Source organism: Halorubrum sp. Atlit-8R (assembly GCF_003666025.1).
Taxonomy (GTDB): domain Archaea; phylum Halobacteriota; class Halobacteria; order Halobacteriales; family Haloferacaceae; genus Halorubrum; species Halorubrum salinarum.
In genome coordinates this window covers 16,688-36,633 of the sequence record NZ_QPLV01000006.1, presented here as the reverse complement: position 1 = coordinate 36,633, position 19,946 = coordinate 16,688, and the positions used below count along the sequence as shown (strand labels likewise).

The 19,946-nt window shown below is 72.9% G+C and carries 16 protein-coding genes; 10 read left to right on the top strand and 6 right to left on the bottom strand.

Features of this window, described 5'->3' with window-relative positions:
* The first annotated feature begins 55 nt into the window (after positions 1 to 55).
* Positions 56 to 796 carry a proteasome assembly chaperone family protein gene (locus DVK05_RS14230; protein WP_121564371.1) on the top strand — a complete coding sequence of 247 codons (741 nt, stop codon included), beginning with the start codon at positions 56 to 58 and terminating at the stop codon, positions 794 to 796.
* Between the two features lie 18 nt (positions 797 to 814).
* On the opposite strand, the gene DVK05_RS14225 is transcribed toward DVK05_RS14230, so the two are convergent.
* On the bottom strand, positions 815 to 2,209 hold the full coding sequence (locus tag DVK05_RS14225; protein WP_121564369.1) for an isochorismate synthase MenF: 1,395 nt from the start codon (positions 2,207 to 2,209) through the stop codon (positions 815 to 817).
* A gap of 103 nt (positions 2,210 to 2,312) precedes the next feature.
* The gene (locus DVK05_RS14220; protein ID WP_121564367.1) at positions 2,313 to 2,927 is read right to left on the bottom strand and encodes a sulfite oxidase-like oxidoreductase; all 615 of its coding nucleotides are present in this window, start codon (positions 2,925 to 2,927) and stop codon (positions 2,313 to 2,315) included.
* Between the two features lie 242 nt (positions 2,928 to 3,169).
* Here DVK05_RS14220 and DVK05_RS14215 point away from each other — a divergent pair, with 242 nt between their 5' ends.
* The 3 genes from DVK05_RS14215 (at position 3,170) to DVK05_RS14205 (ending at position 5,831) form a co-directional block, all read left to right on the top strand.
* Entirely contained in the window at positions 3,170 to 3,385 is a 216-nt protein-coding gene (locus DVK05_RS14215; protein WP_004598554.1) for a ribbon-helix-helix domain-containing protein, read from the top strand.
* 95 nt (positions 3,386 to 3,480) lie between these two features.
* On the top strand, positions 3,481 to 3,759 hold the full coding sequence (locus tag DVK05_RS14210; protein WP_053771458.1) for a UPF0058 family protein: 279 nt from the start codon (positions 3,481 to 3,483) through the stop codon (positions 3,757 to 3,759).
* A 161-nt stretch (positions 3,760 to 3,920) separates the two neighbouring features.
* Positions 3,921 to 5,831, top strand: coding sequence for a rhomboid family intramembrane serine protease (locus tag DVK05_RS14205; protein ID WP_121564365.1), 1,911 nt, complete (start codon positions 3,921 to 3,923; stop codon positions 5,829 to 5,831).
* Positions 5,832 to 5,867: 36 nt separating this feature from the next.
* Here the strand turns inward: DVK05_RS14205 and DVK05_RS14200 are convergent, their stop codons facing one another.
* Complete coding sequence (locus DVK05_RS14200; RefSeq protein WP_053771460.1) at positions 5,868 to 6,491, bottom strand: METTL5 family protein; 624 nt, start codon at positions 6,489 to 6,491, stop codon at positions 5,868 to 5,870.
* Positions 6,492 to 6,494: 3 nt separating this feature from the next.
* On the bottom strand, positions 6,495 to 6,884 hold the full coding sequence (locus DVK05_RS14195) for a hypothetical protein (protein WP_121564363.1): 390 nt from the start codon (positions 6,882 to 6,884) through the stop codon (positions 6,495 to 6,497).
* A 388-nt stretch (positions 6,885 to 7,272) separates the two neighbouring features.
* Here DVK05_RS14195 and DVK05_RS14190 point away from each other — a divergent pair, with 388 nt between their 5' ends.
* From DVK05_RS14190 to DVK05_RS14175, 4 genes are all read left to right on the top strand, one after another.
* Positions 7,273 to 8,226, top strand: a complete 954-nt coding sequence (locus DVK05_RS14190) for a transcription initiation factor IIB family protein (RefSeq protein WP_053771462.1) — start codon at positions 7,273 to 7,275, stop codon at positions 8,224 to 8,226.
* A gap of 83 nt (positions 8,227 to 8,309) precedes the next feature.
* Positions 8,310 to 8,744, top strand: coding sequence for a universal stress protein (locus DVK05_RS14185; RefSeq protein ID WP_121564361.1), 435 nt, complete (start codon positions 8,310 to 8,312; stop codon positions 8,742 to 8,744).
* Between the two features lie 33 nt (positions 8,745 to 8,777).
* The gene (locus tag DVK05_RS14180) at positions 8,778 to 10,838 is read left to right on the top strand and encodes an AMP-binding protein (RefSeq protein WP_121564359.1); all 2,061 of its coding nucleotides are present in this window, start codon (positions 8,778 to 8,780) and stop codon (positions 10,836 to 10,838) included.
* Positions 10,839 to 10,899: 61 nt separating this feature from the next.
* Entirely contained in the window at positions 10,900 to 12,048 is a 1,149-nt protein-coding gene (locus DVK05_RS14175; protein WP_121564357.1) for an acyl-CoA dehydrogenase family protein, read from the top strand.
* Between the two features lie 9 nt (positions 12,049 to 12,057).
* Here the strand turns inward: DVK05_RS14175 and DVK05_RS14170 are convergent, their stop codons facing one another.
* Positions 12,058 to 12,732 carry an MBL fold metallo-hydrolase gene (locus tag DVK05_RS14170; protein ID WP_121564354.1) on the bottom strand — a complete coding sequence of 225 codons (675 nt, stop codon included), beginning with the start codon at positions 12,730 to 12,732 and terminating at the stop codon, positions 12,058 to 12,060.
* Positions 12,733 to 12,890: 158 nt separating this feature from the next.
* Between DVK05_RS14170 and DVK05_RS14165 the strand changes: the two genes are divergently transcribed.
* Together DVK05_RS14165 and DVK05_RS14160 are read left to right on the top strand one after the other, a co-directional pair.
* Positions 12,891 to 14,705: a DNA mismatch repair protein gene (locus DVK05_RS14165; protein WP_121564352.1), complete on the top strand. Its 1,815-nt coding sequence runs from the start codon at positions 12,891 to 12,893 to the stop codon at positions 14,703 to 14,705.
* Complete coding sequence (locus DVK05_RS14160; RefSeq protein WP_121564350.1) at positions 14,698 to 15,147, top strand: hypothetical protein; 450 nt, start codon at positions 14,698 to 14,700, stop codon at positions 15,145 to 15,147. Before DVK05_RS14165 ends, DVK05_RS14160 begins: the two co-directional genes overlap by 8 nt.
* 40 nt (positions 15,148 to 15,187) lie before the next feature.
* Here the strand turns inward: DVK05_RS14160 and DVK05_RS14155 are convergent, their stop codons facing one another.
* Positions 15,188 to 19,903 (bottom strand): glycoside hydrolase family 15 protein, encoded by a 4,716-nt coding sequence (locus DVK05_RS14155; protein ID WP_199712336.1) that lies wholly within the window; start codon positions 19,901 to 19,903, stop codon positions 15,188 to 15,190.
* Positions 19,904 to 19,946: the final 43 nt, after the last annotated feature.

The following is a 19,946-nucleotide window of genomic DNA, read 5'->3' as shown; positions in this document are numbered from 1 at the left end:
TGCGGGACCCGCCCTGCGCCGCACCTTTAGGTCCGCCCCGGGCGTAGGGGCGGCCATGGCACGCATCTCCGTCCTCGACGACGGCGTCTCGCTGGACGCCCCCACCCTGATCGAGGGGTTCCCCGGCGTCGGCCTCGTCGGCAAGATCGCGACCGACCACCTGATCGACGTCCACGGGATGACCCACTACGCGAACGTCCACTGCGACGGGCTCCCGCCGGTGGCCGTCTACCACGAGTCCGAGACGGCCGCGACGACGCCGGTGCGGCTGTACGCGGACCCGGAGAACGACCTCGTCGCGCTCCGCAGCGACGTGCCCGTGAACCCGAACGCGGCGACGGAGGTCGCGGCGTGCCTCGGCTCGTGGTTCGACGAGGTCGACCTGTTCCCGGTCTTCCTGTCGGGACTCGGCCGCGAGAAGGACGAGGCGCCGCCGGAGCTGTACGGGATCGCCACCGGCGACGGCGGCGAGGCGCTGGCCCGGGCCGAGGTGGCCGAGCCCTCCGAATCCGGGCTCGTTTCCGGCCCGACGGGGGCGATGCTCGCGGCCGCGCTGGAGCACGGCCGCGACGCGGTCGGCCTCGTCGTCGAGTCCGACCCGCGGTTCCCCGACCCGGAGGCGGCGCGGATACTCATCGCCGACGGCATCGACCCCATCGCCGAGATCGAGACGCCGACGGACGGGCTGGTCGAACAGGCGACCGAGATCCGGGACGCCAAACAGCAGCTCGCCGAGCGGATGCGGGATGCGAACGAGGAGAGCTCGCAGGCCGAGCCGCTGAAGATGTTCCAGTAGCGGTTCGCGCTCGGGCGGCTACCGGCCGCCCGCGCCGCCGTCGTCGCCCTCCAGCTCGTCGAGTATCGGCCGGTACTTCAGCTGGACCTCGTCCCACTCCCGGTCTGGGTCGGAGTCGGAGACGATGCCGACGCCCGCGAACAGCGTGGCGCGCCGGCGGGTCGCGACCGCGGAGCGGATCGCGACCGCGAACGCGCCGTTGCCCGCGGCGTCGATCCAGCCGACCGGGGCGGCGTACCAGCCGCGGTCGAACGGCTCCGTCTCGCGGATCGTCGCCAGCGCGCGGTCCGGCGGCAGCCCGCCGACCGCCGGCGTCGGGTGGAGCGCCTCGACCAGGTCGAGCACGTGGCGGTCCGCGTCCAGCTCGGCGGTGATCGGCGTGTGGAGGTGTTGGACCGTCGCGAGCCGGCGGACGCGACGCTCGCCCGCCGAGATGGACGCCGCGAACGGCTCCAGCTGGTCCCGGACCGTCTCCGCGACCAGCTCGTGTTCGTGGACGTTCTTCTCGTCGTCGAGGAGCTCCCGCGCGAGCCACTCGTCCTCGCTCGGCGTCTCGCCGCGGCCGGTCGTCCCGGCGAGCGCGTCGGTCTCGACGGTGCGGCCGCGCAGCGAGACCAGCCGCTCGGGCGTGGCGCCGAAGAAGGCGCTCTCGCCGGCCTCGGGCTCGAACCAGTAGCGGTGGCAGTCCGGGTACTTCTCCGCGAGGCGTTCGAGCGTCGCCGCGCGCGGGAAGTCGGCCGCGAGGTCGGCCTCCAGCGCCTGGGCTAACACCACCTTCCGGAGGTCGCCGTCGCGGATCCGGTCGACCGCCGCGACGACGCTCTCGCGCCACGCCTCGGGGCTCGTGGTCCGCCGGCTCTCGCTGATTCCGGGCCGGGGCGGCCGGTCCGCGCGACCGTCGGCGTCGGCGTCGCCACTCGGCGCCTCGCCGACGCCGTCGAGGGCGGCGAACCGGTCGACCTCGCTCGCCAGCCGGTCTTCGACCGCGGGGACGTCGGCGTCGTCGCCGACCGCGTTGACCGTCAGCCACGCGCCGTTGTCCGCGACGGTCAGCTGGACGCGGGGGAGCACGAACCGGGCCTCCGGGAACGGCGCCCACGGGTCGCCGTCGCAGGCGCCCTCGTGGAAGGCGAACCCGCCGAAGACCCTGGGGCGGGCCGCCTCGGTGCCGGCGTGGACGTCGCCGGACTCGAACAGCTCGGTCGTCGCCTCGCGGATCGCCGCGAAGCGGTCGCCGCCGGCGGCGGTCAGCGTCGCCGCCGCGCCGCCGCCGATCACCAGCGCGTCGCCGGGCGCGCTCCAGGTCGTGCGCGGCGCCGGAAGCGCGTCGAACGCCGCCGCGAACGCCGGTTCGTCGATCGCCGTGGTCCGGCTGACCAGCGGCGGTGACGACCGAGAGCGCGCCCCTTTCATACGTACCGAGTCGGGGCCGTGGACCCTTTATCCTGACTATCGGGGCGGAGCGGACCGGGGAGATCCGAGCGGCGAGACGAGCGGGGCGACGGACGCCGCGCGATCAGCTGTAACGCTCCTCGTTCCAGGGATTCGCCGTGTCGCTGTACCCGCGCTTCTCCCAGTAGCCGAGCTCGGGCTCCGTGAGGAACTCCACGCCCGAGACCCACTTCGCGCCCTTGTACGCGTACTTGTGCGGCGTGACGACGCGGATCGGGCCCCCGTGGTCCGCCGGGAGGTCGTCGCCGTCGAAGCCGTACGCCAGCTGGACGCCCGGTTCCGTACACTCGTCGAGCGGGAGGTCGGTCGTGTAGCCGTCGAGCGAGTGGAACATGACGTGTTCGGCGTCGTCGCGGACGCCCGCGAGGTCGGCGAGGTCCGCGAACGCGACGCCCGTGAACTCGCAGTCGAACTTGCTCCACCCCGTCACGCAGTGGAAGTCCTGCCGCTGGGTGACGGCCGGGAGGTCGCGGAACTCGTCGAGCGAGAACGAGCGCGGCTCCTCGACGGCGCCCCACACCTCCAGTTCGAACGTCTCCGGGTCCCACGACGGCGTGCCGCTCTTCGAGAGGACGGGGAAGCCGTCGGTCTCGCGCTGGCCCGGCGGGAGCCGGTCGTCGCCGTACTCGCGGTAGAGGTCGGTGAGGTCCTCGACGGCCTCGACGCCGGATTCGGTCATGGAAACCGGTTCGGCCCGGACCGACGTATGGATGTCGCTCTCGGAGCCGGTCGGGCGACCGACTGCGCCGCGTTCGGCGGGACCTCCCGTAGATGGAGGAAGATACCGCGCGGCGTTCGCACAACTCCAAGGCGAATTTTGAAGACGCAAAATGAACTTTTGTGTCGTCGTTTTGCGTTTTCGTATCGCCGGATCTGCGACGCCAATTTTATATACGCCATGCCACAAGAGCCGGACAGCAAATGCCACGAGTGAAGATAACCGTGCCGGAGCATCTGGAGATGCAGATAGCCCAGATGGTCGAGGAGGGCGAGTTCCTCAACCGGGAGGAGGCGGTCGAGGAGCTGCTGTCGACTGGCATCAAGGCGTACAAGACGAGCGGCCCGCGGGACGACGACGACTCCAACGGATTCGAGGATGAGGGGATGATGGGCCACGAAGACGAGTACGTCTTCTGAGCGAACGACTCTCCTCGGCGGCGGTCCCCGCGGCGCGGAACCGTGCGTACCCCCCTCAACAACCCTTATAGGGCCCACATCCCGTATCCGTGGGTATGCACAAGGACGAGCTGCTCGAACTCCACGAACAGATGGTGACGATCATGGAGCACTTCCGCGCGCAGGAGTCCGTCGACGGCTCGCTGTTCGACCCGTACGACGAGCTCGACGTCGACCCATCGCACGTCCACAAGTCGAAGAGCGAGCACAAGCACGCGGTGTTCGTCCTCGGGAACGCCCTGGCGAACGCGATGAGCGAAGACGAGTTCTCGCCCGCCGGCCGCGTCGGCAAGCGGATGGAGGAGCTCGCCGACGACGCCGAGAACAAGATCTGAGGCCCCGTTCCGGGAGCCTCGGCCCGAGCACGCCCCTTCCAGACTCCCCGGCTCCGCGCCGACGCCCGGACGCCGCTCCCGAGTTCCGTCCGTCGCCGCCGACCCCCGACCCCCGCTCCCGACCCCCGTATTGATGTGTGCGCGGCCCCGTCGAACCTGACATGGTCGCAGAGGCGCTGACGGCGGACGCCGCTCACCTCGCCGCCGGGGGCGTCGCGCTCGCCGTCGCGACCGCCGTCGTGTACGCCGTCGACCGACCGAGCGGCGACTGGACGCGGGCGCTCCGGTCCCGGCTTCTCCTCGGCGTCCCGTGGGGGACGCTGGTCGTGATGGCGGGCGTGGTCGGGGTGTACCTGTTCGTCCAGTCCGGTCTCGACAACCCGAACCGGCCGGTCGTCATCCCGTTCCGGTCGTGGTCGTACTTCTACCCCGAGGGGATCGTCTGGTCGAGCTTCGCGCACGCGAGCCGCGGCCACATCACCGGCAACCTCCTCGCCGCGGTGGTCGCCGGCGGCCTCTCGGAGTACGCGTACGGCCACTTCCCCGACGGCCGCGAGGTCGGGGACGCGGACCGGCTCGCCGTCCGCCTCCGACGCCTGCCGAGTCGCCTGCGCGCGCTCCCGAGCCGAGCGCGGCGCCTCCCCGAGCGGATCCGAGCGATTCCGGGCCGGATCGCCGCCGTCGAGTCGCCCGCGGCGAACCCGTACGTCCGGGCGTTCCTGATCGTGCCCGGCGCCGCGGTCGCGTTCGGCCTCGTCTCCGCGCTGTTCGCGCTGGGGCCGGTGATCGGCTTCTCCGTCGTCGTGTTCGCGTACTGGGGGTTCGCGCTCGTCTCGCGCCCCGTCGCCGCGGTCGTCGCGATGGCCGGAACGACGCTCGTCGGCGTCCTCTACGACGCCGTTCGGGTCCCGGTGGCGTTCGCGGAGGCGTCCCCCTCCTACGGCGTGCCGGGGTGGGCGAACGTCGCGATACAGGGCCACGCGCTCGGGCTCATCGGCGGCGCGCTGGTCGCGGTCGTCCTGCTCCGGCGACGCAGCCGAGCCCGGAGCGGCGAGGATCGGAGTGCCGACTCGGACGCGGCCGCGGGGCGGTGGCGGCACCACCCGGTCGCGACCGCCGACGGCGGCGGGGCCCGTACGGACGCGACGGAGCGGTCGGCGATCGTCGTCTTCGGCGCGTTACTCCTCTTCGGCGCGTCGCGCCGGCTGTGGGCGGTGTACTGGTACCTCGGCAACGAGCGCTACGAGCTGTACCGCGCGGTCGGCGTCGGGCTGCTCGCCCTGCTCGCGGCGATAGTCGCCGTCGCGGCCGTCTCGCGGGACGAGCCCATCTGGCCGGCCCGGGCGGTCCCGGACCCCGAGACGATCCGAGGCGGGATCCGGTCGGCGACGCCGGCGGCGGTCGGCCTCCTGCTGCTCGTCGCGGCGCTGGCGGTCGTCGCCGGGCCGGCCGTCGTCCCGAACCTCGTCGCGGTCGACGACGGCGAGCTCCCCGGCGACCCGGTCGAGGTGGAGGGGTATCAGGTGACGTACGCGGAGGACGTGGAGAACCGGCTCGTGGGCGTCGTCGACGTCGAGGCGTTCGGCCGGTCGACGTCGGTCAACACCTCGGGGGTGATCGTCAGCAACCCCGACCGCGAGATATGGACGACGGCCGTCTCGAAGGGGAACCTCGCGTTCTGGGGGTACCGCGCGGTCGACGTGGGCGGGACCGGCTGGCGCGAGACCGTGTGGGTCCAGCGGGTCGGCTGGGTGGCGGCGAACGGCGGGCCGACGTACCGGGTCGACGCGGTCCGGAACGAGACCCGGCGGACGCTGTTCACGAGCGAACCGGCGCGCGCCGAGCCCCGGATCGACGGCCGCAACGTCGTCGTCGCGGCCGCGCGGGGCGGCTTCGAGCTGTCGGTGATCGGCGGCAGCGGCAACAACGTCACGGCGCCGCTCCCGGCCGCGAACGAGTCGGTGACGGTCCGGGGGATCACCCTCGTGCGCGAGGGCGACGTCCTGTTCGCGGAGCGCGGCGAGACGCGGGTCCGGATCGCGCAGCGGGAGCGGTACGAGGGGCGCCAGTAGTCGAGGCCGACGGTACCGGAGCGACGAGGCAGGGACCTACGACCACTCGATCCGGTACACTTCGGTCTCGATGTCGCGCGCCGCGTCGGTGTGGTGGTCGAACTGCGCGTCGATCCGGAACTCGGCCGCGAAGGCGTGGGTCACCTCGCCGCCCTCGTCGGCGGCGAACGCCTCAACGAACTCCCGGCTCCCGCCGTTGTGGACCGAGTAGGAGACGTCCGCGAGGTCGCTCGCGACCGCGAGGAACTCCCGGTCGGCGTTGCGGTTCCCGTCCTGCGCGCCGAACGGCGGGTTCATCACGACGGTCGCCGGCTCGGCGACGGCGAGCGGGGGGCGCGTGGCGTCGCCGCGGACCCAGTGGACCGGCGCGCTGGCGGCGACGCGACGCTCGTTGGCGCGGGCGGTCGCGAGCGCGCCGCCGTCGAGTTCGAGGCCGACGACGCGGGCGGGGCCGCGCAGCGCCGCGGCCAGCGCGAGCATCCCGGTCCCGGCGCCGAGGTCGATCACGGTCCGGCCGTCGACGTCGCCGTGGAGGTCGGCGAGGTGGACGACGTGGGCGGCCAGCTCCGGGGGCGTCGGGTACTGTTCGAGGGCGGCGTCCGGCCGCTCGAAGCCGGCGACGACGCCGAGCTTGGCCGCGAGCGACCGCTTCGTCGCCATCGGTCAGGCGGCGCCGTCGACGCGGACGAACTCGACGCCCTCGCGGTCGGCTCGCTCGGCGAGCGCCGCGAGCGCCGTGCGGGTCTCCTCGCACGGCTCCTCTTCGACGGTGACCTCGATCCGCCCGGCGCCGAGGAACGACGCCGCCCGGACGAGCCCGCGGAGGCGGTCAGCCTCGCGCTGGCGTTCGAGCGTGCTCTCGGCGTCGAACGCCGCCTCGGTCGCGACGGCGGCGGGCTGGTAGCCCCGGGCGGCAAGCCCCTGCTTGAGGTCGCGGAGGTGGTCGGGCGCGGTGCTGTCGAGGTCGGCGGCGTCGATGACGACCGGGTCGATGTCCGCGGGGCGACAGCCGCGCAGCGTGCGTTCGATGCCGGACGAGGAGGTGGTGCTCATACATGCCTATTGGTATAGGTTATACAAAAATCTTTATACATGTCTAGTAGTAATAACCGGAGATCGGGGGACGAGACGCGACGGCGACGAGCAGGTCGAGTGCGGCGTGTGACCGTCTCCGAGCGCCGGGATTCGCTCGCAGTAGGGCCGCGATCTCGGGCCCTGAAACCTGGTGGTGAATCCGACCCCGGACCGCGGTCACGTTTCGTGCGTCGCGGCGGCGGAGCAGGACGGGTCGCGGCCCGGCCCGATCCGACTCCGTATTCCCGGATCCGTCGGCAAACGCGCTCTCCGAGCGGTTAACCGGGTGACCGAGGGCCCGCGGACCATCAGGATCGTTGATGGGGGTGGACAAGGTTTAAATGTGCGACTGACCACAAACCTTTTAATGGAACGTCCGAGTCGCCAGCGGCAACAGGAGCGGGACACGGAGCAGGAAACGGACGAATCGACGGTCTCCTGTCCGGAGTGTGACTCGGAGGACATCGTCACCGACGCCGACCAAGAGCTCGTCTGCGAGGACTGCGGGCTCGTCTTGGACGAACGGAACATCGACCGCGGGCCGGAGTGGCGCGCGTTCAACCACAACGAGCGGCAGTCCAAGTCGCGCGTCGGCGCCCCTATCACGGAGACGATGCACGACAAGGGGCTGACGACGACCATCGACTGGAAGGACAAGGACGCCTACGGCCGGTCGCTCTCCTCGGAGAAGCGCTCGCAGATGCACCGCTTACGGAAGTGGCAGGAGCGGATTCGAACCAAGGACGCGGGCGAGCGAAACCTCCAGTTCGCGCTCTCGGAGATCGACCGCATGGCCAGCGCGCTCGGCGTGCCGCGCTCGGTACGCGAGGTCGCCTCCGTCATCTATCGCCGCGCGCTCAACGAGGACCTCATCCGGGGGCGCTCGATAGAGGGCGTCTCCACCGCCGCGCTGTACGCCGCCTGCCGACAGGAGGGGATCCCCCGCAGCCTCGACGAGGTCGCCGACGTCTCGCGGGTCCCGCAAAAGGAGATCGGCCGGACGTACCGCTACATCTCCCAGGAGCTCGGCCTGGAGCTGAAGCCGGTCGACCCCAAGCAGTTCGTCCCGCGGTTCGCGTCCGCGCTCCAGCTCTCCGAGGAGGTCCAGTCGAAGGCGACCGAGATCATCGACGTCTCCGCGGAGCAGGGGCTCCTCTCCGGGAAGTCGCCCACCGGCTTCGCGGCCGCCGCCATCTACGCCGCGTCGCTGCTCTGTAACGAGAAGAAGACCCAGCGCGAGGTCGCCGACGTGGCGCAGGTCACCGAGGTCACCATCCGCAACCGGTACCAGGAGCAGATCGAAGCGATGGGGTTCCGGTAGAGGGGCGGCGCCGCCGCGGCGCTATCGCGGCGCGAGACAGTTGATCGGGTTTTTAATCGCTACCCGTCGAACCACGGGGTGAGATGTACTCAGAGATCCTCGTTCCGACCGACGGCAGCCCGGCGTCGGACGCCGCGATCGAACACGCGATCGACCTCGCGGACCGGTACGACGCTCGCCTCCACGCGCTGTACGTCGTCGACGGCGCGGCGTACTCCAGCCTCGAGGCGGGCGCGGAGGTCGTCGTCGAGGCGCTCGAATCGGAGGGCGAGGAGGCGACGACCCGCGTCGCCGAGGCCGCCGCGGACGCCGGCGTCGAGTGCGTCACCAGCGTCACGTCCGGGACCGCCTACCGGTCCATCCACAGCTACGTCGACGACCACGACATCGACGTCGTGGTGATGGGGACCCACGGGCGGAAGGGGATCGACCGCTACCTCCTCGGGAGCGTCACGGAGCGGGTCGTCCGCACGTCGGACGTACCGGTGTTGACCGTGCGACAGTCGACGGATGAGTAGTCGCACCGCACTCGGCGGACGCGGGTGACACCGATGCGCGACTGGCTCTCCCACCGGGTGGTCTCGTCGCCGGACGACACCGCCCTGATCCGCGCCGAGGACGGCGAGGCGTGGAGCTACACCGACCTCGACCGGCTGGTCGCCGAGACGGCCGGTCGGCTCGTCGCGCACGGGCTCGGCGAAGGCGACCGGATCGGCGTGCTGACGCCCCCGTACGTCGGCACCGTCGGCCTCGTCCACGCGACGATGCGGATCGGGGCGACGTTCGTCCCGCTCGGCCAGGAGCTGACCGCGCGCGAGATCGCCGCGCGGATCGACCGGACCGACCTCGACGCCGTCGTCTGCGCGGAGCCGACGGAGCCGACGGCGACCGACGCGGCGGCGGAGATAGAGGGGGTCCCCGTCTACTCGGTCGACGACCCGACGAGCGCCGAGGTCACGGGGATCCACGACGTCGACCCGGCGGCGCTCGACCCGCCGACGTGGTCGTTCGACGACCCGCTCTGCGTGCTGTTCACCTCGGGGACGACCGGCGAGCCAAAGCCCGTGCCGCTGACCGCTGGCAACGTGTACAGCTCCGCGGTTGCCTCGGCGTTCCGGCTGGGGGTCGAGGCCGACGACCGCTGGCTCGTGTCGCTGTCGCTCCACCACATGGGCGGGCTCGCGCCGGTGTACCGGTCGGTCATGTACGGGGCGACCCTCGTGTTGCGCGAGGGGTTCGACGCCGGCGGCACCGCCGACGACATCGACGCCTACGACGTGACCGGCGTCTCGCTCGTCCCAACGATGCTCAAGCGGATGCTCGACCGACGGGGGACGCTGTCGGACTCGCTCCGCGTGGTCCTGCTCGGCGGCGCGCCCGCGCCGGCGGAGCTGTTGGAGCGGTGTCGCGACTACTCGATCCCCGTCTACCCGACGTACGGGATGACCGAGGCGGCCTCGCAGATCACCACCGCGACGCCGCGACAGACGAGGGACCGGATCGGGACGGTCGGCCGGCCCCTCTTCGGCACCGACGTGACGGTCGTCGGCGACGACGGCGACCCGGTCGAGCCCGGCGAGACCGGCGAGGTCGTCGTCAGGGGCCCGACGATCACGCCGGGGTACCTCGCGCAGCGCGACGGCGACGGGTCCGAGGCGGACGACGACGGCGGCGAGTCGGTCCCCGACACCGTCGACCTGAACGGGATCGACCCCGCGGACCTCGACCGGTCGGACTTCGGCCCCTACGGGCTCCACACCGGCGACGTGGGACGGTTCGACGAGGAGGGGTACCTCCACGTGCTCAACCGGGTCGACGACCGGATCATCACCGGCGGCGAGAACGTCGAGCCGGGCGAGGTCGGGGACGTGCTCCGGGGGTACGCCGAGGTCGAGGATGTGGCGGTCGTCGGCCTCGACGACGAGGTGTGGGGCGAGCGCGTCGCGGCGCTCGTCGCCGTCGGCGACCGGTTCCCGGACGGGACGGGCATCGCGGGGGACGCCGCGAACGGTGAGCCCGATCCGACGGAGACCGAGGTATCGGAAGGGGAGCCGGCCGATCCGACCGACGAGGCGGCGGGCTCCGACGACGCGACGGGCCCCGACGACGCGACGCCGGTCGTCGGGGGCGAGAGCGTCGGCCCCGCACCGATCGACGAGGGGGCGTTCGTCGACTACGCCCGGGAGCGCCTGGCCGGCTTCAAGATCCCGAAGACGGTCGCGTACGTCGAGGACCTCCCCCGAACCGTCTCGGGGACGGTCGACAGGGAGGCGACGCGGGCGCTCCTCCGCGAGCGCGGGACGGACCCCCGGAAGAGCACCGACGCGGACCTGGAGACGGCGGGGTTTAAGCCCGCGGACCCCGCCGAGCCGGTCGAACAGGCGGAGGCGACGGCTCCGGACGGCGCGAGCGCATCGGAGTCCGGCGCCGAGCGCCCCGAAGAGGTCGACATCGCCGACGCGGAGGAGGTCGCCGGCGGACCGACGGACGGGGACGACGAGACCGAGCGGGAGACAGCGGAGACCGGAGGAGAGAGCGGCGCGGACGCCGATGAGTCGGGTGATGGGGACGCCGACGAGTCGGGCGACGCGGACGCGGTCGACGGCAGATAAACTCACCCGACGTTCTCCGTTGTTCCACCGACGTTTTGCCCGCGGAGTTCTGACGGGTCGTATGGAGCTGCTCGACGACAGCATCGTGCCGGAGCGCGCGCGAGAGGTCAAACAGGAGGCGCGGGAGTTCGCCGACGAGTACATCGCCCCGAACGCCGAGGCGTACTACGAGTCGGGCGAGTACCCGTGGGAGGTGCTCGAAGCGGGAATGGACGCCGGGCTCGTCGCCCAGGACATCGGCGAGGAGTACGGCGGTAAGGGGTTCGACCTGGCGCAGGTGCTGGCCATCGCGGAAGAGTTCTACCGCGCCGACGCCGGCATCGCGCTCACGCTCCAGCTCGCCAGCTTCGGCGCGGAGATGGTCGAGCAGTACGGCACCGAAGAGCAGAAGGAGGAGTACCTCCGGCCCGTCGCCGAGAACGACCAGATCTCCGGGCTCGCGGTCTCCGAGCCGCAGACCGGCTCCGACCTGGCGGGCATGACCACGAAGGCGGAGAAGGTCGAGGGGGGCTACGAGCTGACCGGCGAGAAGTACTGGGTCGGGAACGCGGTCGAGGCCGACTGGCTGACCGTCTACGCGAAGACCGGCGAGAGTGACGACCGCTACTCCAACTACACGCTGTTCATCGTCGAGACCGACTCCGACGGCTACGAGGCCGAGCACATCCCCGAGAAGATGGGGATGCGCGCGTCCAAGCAGGGCCACATCGTCTTCGATGACTGCTTCGTGCCTGAGGAGAACGTCGTCGGCAGCGAGGGCGGCGGCTTCTACGTACTCGCGGACTTCTTTAACCACGGCCGCGTCATCGTCGGCGGTCACGGGCTCGGGCTCGCCGCCGCCGCCATCGAGGAGGCGGAGGCGTTCATCGACGAGCGCGAGGCGTTCGGCCGCACCATCGACGACTTCCAGGCCGTCCAGCACACCATCTCGGACATGCGGATCGGGTTCGAGTCGGCGCGGGCGCTCAACTGGCGCGCCTGCGAGAAGGTCGCGAACAACGAGAACGCGGGCTACTGGGCCGCGTTGGCGAAGACCAAGTCGACGGAGGTCGCCACCGACTGCGCCGAGCAGGGCATGAAGCTCCACGGCGGCCGCTCGATCCTGACCGAGCGCCGGATCGCCCGCGTCTACCGCGACGTGCGGATCCCGGTGATCTACGAGGGCGCCAACGACATCCAGCGCAACCTCATCTACCGGCAGTCGCGGTAGGCGGGTAGATCAGACGGTCGCCGCCAGCCGCCGCAGCGCCTCGCCGCCGCCCGTCGCGAGCGGGTCGCCGTGCCCGACGCAGGCGACCTCGAACGGCGGCGCGCGCGCCGAGAGCGAGCGCGCGCTCGCCGCGACTTCGTCCGTGTCGTAGCTGATCAGCCAGCCGGAGGGTTCGAGGTCGCCGTCCGACGCCGAGGCGAGGTCGCCGAGGAGGCCGACCCCGAGTTCCTCGCTGACGTACGCGACGTGACCCGGGGTGTGGCCGGGCGTGTGGTACGCCGTGAACGACCCGATCCGCTCGCCGTCGCGGACGCCGACGACGTCGAGGTCGGCGCGGTCGGTGACGAGCCCGCCGAGCCGCTGGATCAGGCCCTTGTGGTTCCGAAGCGGCGGGGAGCGCGCTCCGCGGAGCAACTGGGCGTCGAAGCCGTACGCGCGGACCGGCGCGTCGAGGTCGGGCGCGAGCGCCGCCAGCGTCCCGACGTGGTCGAGGTCGTAGTGCGTGAGCAGGACGCGGCCGACTTCCGAGACGGCGACGCCAGCGTCGTCGAGCCCGTCCCGGATCGCGGCCTCGTCCCACGGAGTCCCGGCGTCGACGAGCGTCGGCACGTCGTCGAAGACGAGATACGCGTTGACGCCGCGACACTCGATCCGCCAGACGCCCTCGGCTATCTCGGTTGCCATGGCCTCCCGTACGGGAGCCGGAGGCAAGAGCGCTCGCGTGCCGGATCGCGCCGCCGGGACGGCGGGGGGAAATCGGAACGGCGGGAGAGACATCGGGACGGCGGGGCCGCCGGGACGATCGACGAAAACGCCAAGGCGCCGGGGCGACACCACGGGGTATGCGACTGGAGGACTACTGGGGGATCGGCCCCAAGACGAGCGAGCGGCTCACCGAGGCGCTCGGGACCGAACGGGCCGTCGAGGCGATCGAGTCGGCCGACGTCCGCGCGCTCGTCGACGCCGGCCTCCACCGCGGCCGCGCGACCCGCATCCTCCGCCGGGCGAACGGCGAGGCCGGGATGGACGTCCTCGCGACGGGCGACGCGCGCTCGGTGTACGACGACCTCCTCGGGCTCGCGGCCGACGCGGCGCTGACCGCGCACGCGGCCGACCGGATCAGGGTGATGACCCCTCTCCTCGACCGCGACGCCGTCGAGGAGCGGTTAGACCGGGTCGTCGCCGCCCGCGACGCCTGGGACGGCCTCGACGACGACGCGCGCGAGGCCGTCGCGGAGGCGTTCGCCGCCTACGACGAGGCCGACGGCTCGGACCTCGCCGCGGTCGAGACCGCCGTCGCCCTGCGCGAGGCGGGGCTGACTGACGGCCCCTTCGCCGACGTGGGCGCGCTCGACGGCGATCGCCTGCGCGACGCGGCCGACGCGCTCGCCGACGTGCGGGGCTCGATCGACCCCGCCGGCGACCTCGACGGCGACGACATCGAGATCGCGTCCGGCGCCGACGCGGAGCTCGACCGCCTTCGCGGGCAGCTGTCGGCCGCGCGCGACCTCGCGGACTCCGCGTTCGACGTGCTCGAAACAGTCCGCGACGGGAGCCTCCGCGACTTCGAGGCGCTGGAGGCGGCGACGGTCGACCACGTCGCGCGCGAGACCGGCGTCGAGCCGGCGACGGTCCGGTCGGCGGCGCCCGACGAGGCGCTCGACGCGGCCGACTTCGTCTCCGGGACGCTGCGCGACCTCGTCGGCGAACTGGAGGCGGCGGTCGACGAGCGCGAGGCCGCCGTCGCGGCCGACATCCGCGAGCGGCTCGGCGACGAGTCGGGCGCCGACGAGGACACCGCGGTCGCCCGCGCCGCGACGGCGGTCTCGGACGCCGCGTTCCTGCTCTCGCTGGGGCGGTTCGCGGCCGAGAACGGGCACGTCAGACCGACGCTCGTCGACGACGGCATCGCCGTGCGCGGGGCGCGGAACCCCTTCCTCGGCGGCGACGTCCAGCCGGTCTCGTACGGCGTCGGCTCCCACTCGCTCGCGGGCGAGGCGGGCGTCGCGAGCGCCGACGCGCCGCCGACCGGCGACCGCGTGAGCGTCCTCACCGGGGCGAACTCCGGCGGGAAGACGACCCTTCTGGAGACGCTCTGTGCGGTGGCGCTGCTCGCGTCGATGGGGCTGCCCGTGCCCGCCGACGCGGCCGAGGTCGGGACGTTCGACCGGGTCGTCTTCCACCGCCGGCACGCCTCCTTCAACGCCGGCGTGCTGGAGTCGACGCTGAAGTCGGTCGTCCCCCCGCTCGTCGCGGACGGCCGCACGCTCATGCTCGTCGACGAGTTCGAGGCGATCACGGAGCCGGGGCGGGCCGCCGACCTGCTGAACGGCCTCGTCACGCTGACGGTCGACCGCGGCGCGCTCGGCGTCTACGTCACCCACCTCGCGGAGGACCTGAGCCCGCTGCCCGACGCCGCCCGGATCGACGGCATCTTCGCGGAGGGGCTGACGAACGACTTAGAGCTCCGCGTCGACTACCAGCCGCGGTTCGAGACGGTCGGGAAGTCCACGCCGGAGTTCATCGTCTCGCGGCTGGTCGCGAACGCCGGCGACCGCGGGGTCCGCGCGGGCTTCGAACACCTCGCCGGCGCGGTCGGCGAGGAGGCGGTCCAGCGAACGCTCTCAGACGCCGAGTGGGCGGCGAACGATGACTGACGACGAGGGCGGCCGGGGCGCGGGCCCCGACCGGATCCGGTCGGTCGCGGTCCACCGCGAGGACGTGGCGAACGCCCTCGAAGCGACGCTGCGGAGCGATCGCGAGGTCGTCCTCCGCGCGACGCCGCCCTTCTCGGGGCGGATGCGGGCGCGGCTCCACGCGCTCGACGCGGGAGGCGGCGACGGGGACGCGGACGCCGGCGACGGGGGGCCCGCGCCGCTCCACATCGACCCGCGGGCGCTGGTGGCCGACGCGCCGCCGTACCCCGAGGTCGACGACACGGCGGCGGAACACCCCGACACGGACCTCGCGGCGCGGCGGAAGCGACACGCCGAGGCGGTCGAGGACTGGCGCGAAACGGTGCGCGAGCGCGTCGCCGAGACGGTCGAGATCGAGGTCGACGGCGAGACGCGCACCGTCGACGTCACCGCGCTGGGATAGAAGGAGTCCGCGGTTCGTGACCTGACGCGGCTGCGGCGCGCTACAGGCGGAGCCGCTCGACGGCGGTCCCCGCCACCTCGAAGTCGTCGTCGGTCGCGGCCGCGACCACGACCGTGTCGGCGTCGGTATCCGCGTCGAGGTCGACCTCGAACGCGCCGTCGGCGTCCGGGGCGACGAGCCGAGAGGTCTGCCGCGTGTGAACTGCCACGCGCTCGGCGTCCGTCTCACCGGCGATGACGACGGCGTCCTCGACGAACTCGGCGGTGGCCGTCAGGTCGGGACCGGCCGGGCGGTCGCGGTCGACGTAGCGGTCGCGAACGACGGTCGGCGTCTCGACCGGCTCGCCCGCGTCGACGCCGTGCGCCAGCCGGACGAAGCCGGCCATCGACCACGCGAGGGGGGTCGCCCCCCCGGTGCCCTCGCCGAACTCCCAGCCGTACTTCGTCGGGTGCTCGCGGTCCCACACCTGCTCGGGGAGCATCAGCCCGGAGTTGCCGAAGCCCGCCATCGTCTCCAGCAGCGTCTCGGGTTCGAGCGCGTCCTCGTCGGTGCCGCCGAAGGCGTCGGGGCCGTCGCCGCGGGCGCGGAGCTCGTACTCCCCGCGCTCGCCGGTGAAGATGGGCCACAGGCGCCCCCGGCCGTCGCCGGTCCCGGCCCACGGCGCGCCGGGGTCCCCGACGGCGATCTCGCCGTACGCGTCGCCGACGTAGCGGTACCACGCGGCGCCGTGGGGGGTGTCGACGCGGATCGAGTCGTCGACGACGGCGACGGAGTTCCGGACCACCGGGTCGTCGGCGGGCTTGATCCCCAGCCGGACGAGTTCGAGGAAGCCGCCGTCGACGATCTCGCGCTCGTCGTACGTCGGGCCGTCGTTGGCGATGGTCCGGGGGCGGCCGGACTCGGGGTCGCCGTCGGCCGTGATCCGGAGGTAGTACGGCGTCCGCTCGTGGCGGTCGGTGCCGGTCGCGGTCGCGCACCAGTCCTCGACGCGGGCGGTCCAGTCGTCGGCGAGCGCGAGCCACGCGAGCGCGTCGGCGCGGAGCGACTCGGGCGACTCGGCCGCCCCGCTCCCCACCTCGTCGGCTCCGTCGCGCCGGTCGGCCTCGGCGAGCGCGAGCGCGGCGCCGCAGACGAGGCCCGCGATCTCGGCCGCGATACTCGACGGCGAGTAGCCCGCCTCCTCCTCCCAGCGCTCCTGGGCGGTCTCGGGGCCGTTCTCGGCGATGTAGTCGAGCGAGCGGGCGACCTGGTCGTAGGTGTACCCCGCGTCGTCGAGCGTCACGCCGCGCTCGTACAGCTGCCACGCCATCACGGAGGGGAAGCCGATGTTGTCCATCTGCTCGCCGCCCCACCGGGTCCGGCCGTCGATGTAGGTGTTCTGCGGGAGGAAGCCGTCGTCGTCCTGCTGGGTGTTGTAGAGGTACGCCAGGGCGTCGGCGCCACGCCCGAGGTCGTCCATCTCGATCAGCGCCGTGAACACCTGGTAGAGGTCCCGCGACCAGACGAAGTTGTAGCCGTAGCCCCGGTCCTCGGCGGCGTACTCGGTCTCGCCCCACGGGACGGAGGGGCTCGCGATCCCCGCGCCGTCGTGGGCCTTGTCCTCGACGGCCGCGAGCGTCATCAGCGCGAAGCGGTACTGCGCCGCGAGGTCCGGGTCGTCCGCGACCGAGTCGGGGAGCTCGCGGTCCGCGAGCCACGAGCGCCACGTCTCGGCGTACGCGTCCGCGGCGTCGTCGAAGCCGCGCGCGAGCGCCCCCTCGGCCTCGCCCAGCGCGGCCGCGGTGTCGGTGTCCTCGGCGAACCCGAGCGCGACCGTGTCGACGACGCGCTCGCCGCTGCCGACGAGGCCGGCCAGGACGACGTTGCCGACCGCTTCGGCCGACTCCTCGCCGCGCTCGCCGTCGCCGAACAGCGCGTCGACCGCCTCGCCGCCGGCCGCGAGCGCGCTCGCCCAGTCGAACCCGTCGCCGCTCGCCAGCGCGAGCGCGGGGTCGAACGGCTCGCCCTCGTCGTCGACGAGCTTGCCCGCGTCGCGGTCGGGGTCGTCCTTGCGCGCGAGCAGGTGCGCGCCGCCGTCGCCGTCGACGCGCTCGGCGCGGTCGTTCGTGCCGACGTTGGCGATGGTGACGTCCGCGAGCGCGTACACGTCGTACTCGCGGCTCCCCTCGAACCGCACGTCCGCGAGGATCGCCGTCCCGTCGGTGTCGACCGCGTACTCGACCCGGAGCGTCCAGGAGTGGCCGTGGCCGTCGCCGGTCTCGCGGATCCGCTGGACGTAGGCGAGCGCGTCGTCGGCCGCCGGCTCCGTCGTCCGCTCTATCGTCTCCGTCGCCGAGACGTGGCCCGTCTCGTCGAACGTGCGGATCGCGTACTCGGAGTCGGGGTCGGCGACGAGGAAGTCGAACGTGCGGACGTTCATCACGTCGATCCGCGGGAACCGCGCCTCGGTGAGCGCCCCCTCTGTGAGCGTGAACCACACCGGGACCGGGTCGTCGGCCTCGTAGTCGGCCGGCGTGCCGAGGCCGAACTTCCGGCCGGTCGTCCAGTGCGGGGCCGCCTCGGGGCCGCTCTCGCGGTCGTGCGGGACCGGGAGCTCGCCGTGGCTCGCGAGCGTCACCGTCGCGTCGATGCGAAGCGCGTGCGACCACGCGATGGGCGTCGCGCTGTCGAGGTCGCCGTCGTCGAACGCCTGCTCCGCGAACAGCCCCGCCTCGTTGACGAAGGGGCCGTCCGGGCCGCACAGCGCGTACAGGTCGCGGGCGTCCGCGAACAGCGGCCCGGCGGCCCCGCCGCGCTCGTCGACGACGCCCGCGAGCGTCGCCGCGGCCGTCGCGCCCCACAGCGTCGCGATGGACCACACCTTCGCGGCGCCCTGTTCGGCCGTGCGCCAGTCGTCGCCGGTGAACCTGACGAGCCCCTCGACCGAGGCGGTCTCGCGCCGGAGCGCGTCTATTGTCTGCCGGACGTGCGTGTTGACCCGGTCGAGGAAGCGGTCGAACTCCGTCGTCGCGACCGAGTCGACGCCGGCGGGCCCGGAGCCGTCGGTGGCGGCCGCGGCGTCGCCAGGCGCGGCCTCGTCGTCGAGCAGGGCGGCGTACTCGGCGGCCGCCGTCGCGAGCGCGAAGGTGCTGGCGTCGGCGCGGGCGTCCTGCCCGTCGTCGCTGGCGCGCTGGAGGAACCGCTCCGTGTCCGGGTTCCAGCGCGCGTCGAGCCCCGACAGCGCCGCGTCGGCGGCGTCGGCGGCGTCGGCGCGGAGCCCCTCGTCGACCGGCGCGCGCGCCACGGCGGCGAACGCCCGGAGGTACTCGGCGCCGGTGTGAGTGAACCGGCCGAGCGCGTTCTCCCAGCAGTTCTGACAGCGGCGCGGCAGCCCGTCGTCCTCGGTCGTCTCGAGGAGGAAGTCGACGGCGTCGGCGATCGTCTCGTCGATCCGGTCGCGCCACTCGGCGGGGAGGTCGGCCTCGCGGCGCAGCGTCGCGAGGAACGCGACAACCGTGGCCGGCTGGTCGAGCTGGTCGTTCGGGCCGGGCGTCGCGTTCGCGCCCTCGATCCGGGCGTTCGCCCAGCCGGGCGCGACCTTCCCGGAGTCGGCCCACACCCGGTGGGGCCACGAGCCGTCGGCGTCCTGCGTCCGGCAGAAGAAGCTCGCGGCCGCGAGCAGCTCCTCGTCGGCGTCGAGGCCGAGCTCCTCGCTCGCGTCGAGCAGCGCGGTCGACACCGTCGCCTCGTCGCGGAACCAGGTGTAGCCGTAGCCGCCCGAGGTGGAGTAGAAGGGGTCGAACTCGGGCGCGGCGATCCGGGCGCCGGACTCCGCGGTGAGCAGGTCGAGCGCGCGAAGGTCGCTCGCGATCACCGAGCGCCGGGGGGCGTCCTCGGGCACGTCCGGCCCGCGGCCGTCCGCGGCCTCGCGGAGGTCGTCGGCGTCGGGGTAGGCGGTCGCGATGTTCGACACCGCCTCGATCCGGCGCTGGCGGTCGATCCCGTCGGTGAGGGCGTCCTTCGCGTCGTCGCCGGTGTCGCGCGCGGCGCGGCGGTCGACGACGGCGCGGCCCGCGAGCGTGACGCGCTCGGTGCGCCCGTCGCGCTCGAACGGGGCGCGGACGACGACGTCCGGGGTGAGCCGGGAGTCCTCGCGCCGGTCGATCTCGCCGCGGTGCGGGAACCCGTCGCCGCCCTCGCCGAGCAGCTCGGGGATCGTCCGCAGGCGCTGGCCGTGGGCGTTCGAGAGGCCCGTCGAGGCCGTGAGGAAGTCGTGTTCGGTCCGGTGGTACACCTCGACGACGCCGCCGTCCTCGGGGCCGGCGCCGTCGTGGACCATGTTGCCGACGCGCCCCTCGACCATGTCGGGCGAGAACGCGTAGGCGGCGACGAGCTCGGCGTCTGCCGGGGGCGAGCCGCGGAGTTCGACGTGCGTGAGGTGAGTGTCGCTCACCACGAGGTCGAACTGGTGGATGGTGTAGCGGCCGGCGTCGTACTCGGTCTCGACGAGGGGGGTGTCGCCGTCGTAGTGCTGGCGGGTCGTCTCGAGGTCGTCGAACCAGCGGACGCCGCGCCCGGCGGTTATCCCCATCCGGAGGCGGTCGGCGCCGCCGACCTCGGAGAGAGAGTACGAACAGTCGTGGACGGTCCCGTCCGGCCCCACGTGGACCAGTCGGCCGTCGTCGCCGGTGAACGCGCCGGCGGTCATCGAGTGCTCCGCCGGGTAGCGCTCCCCGCGCCGACGTTCGTGCTCCGTAAGGGCGGTACGCAGTCGCATACCCGCCCTGCGCCTGCCGGAGTAAAAGCCTTGACGACCGCGG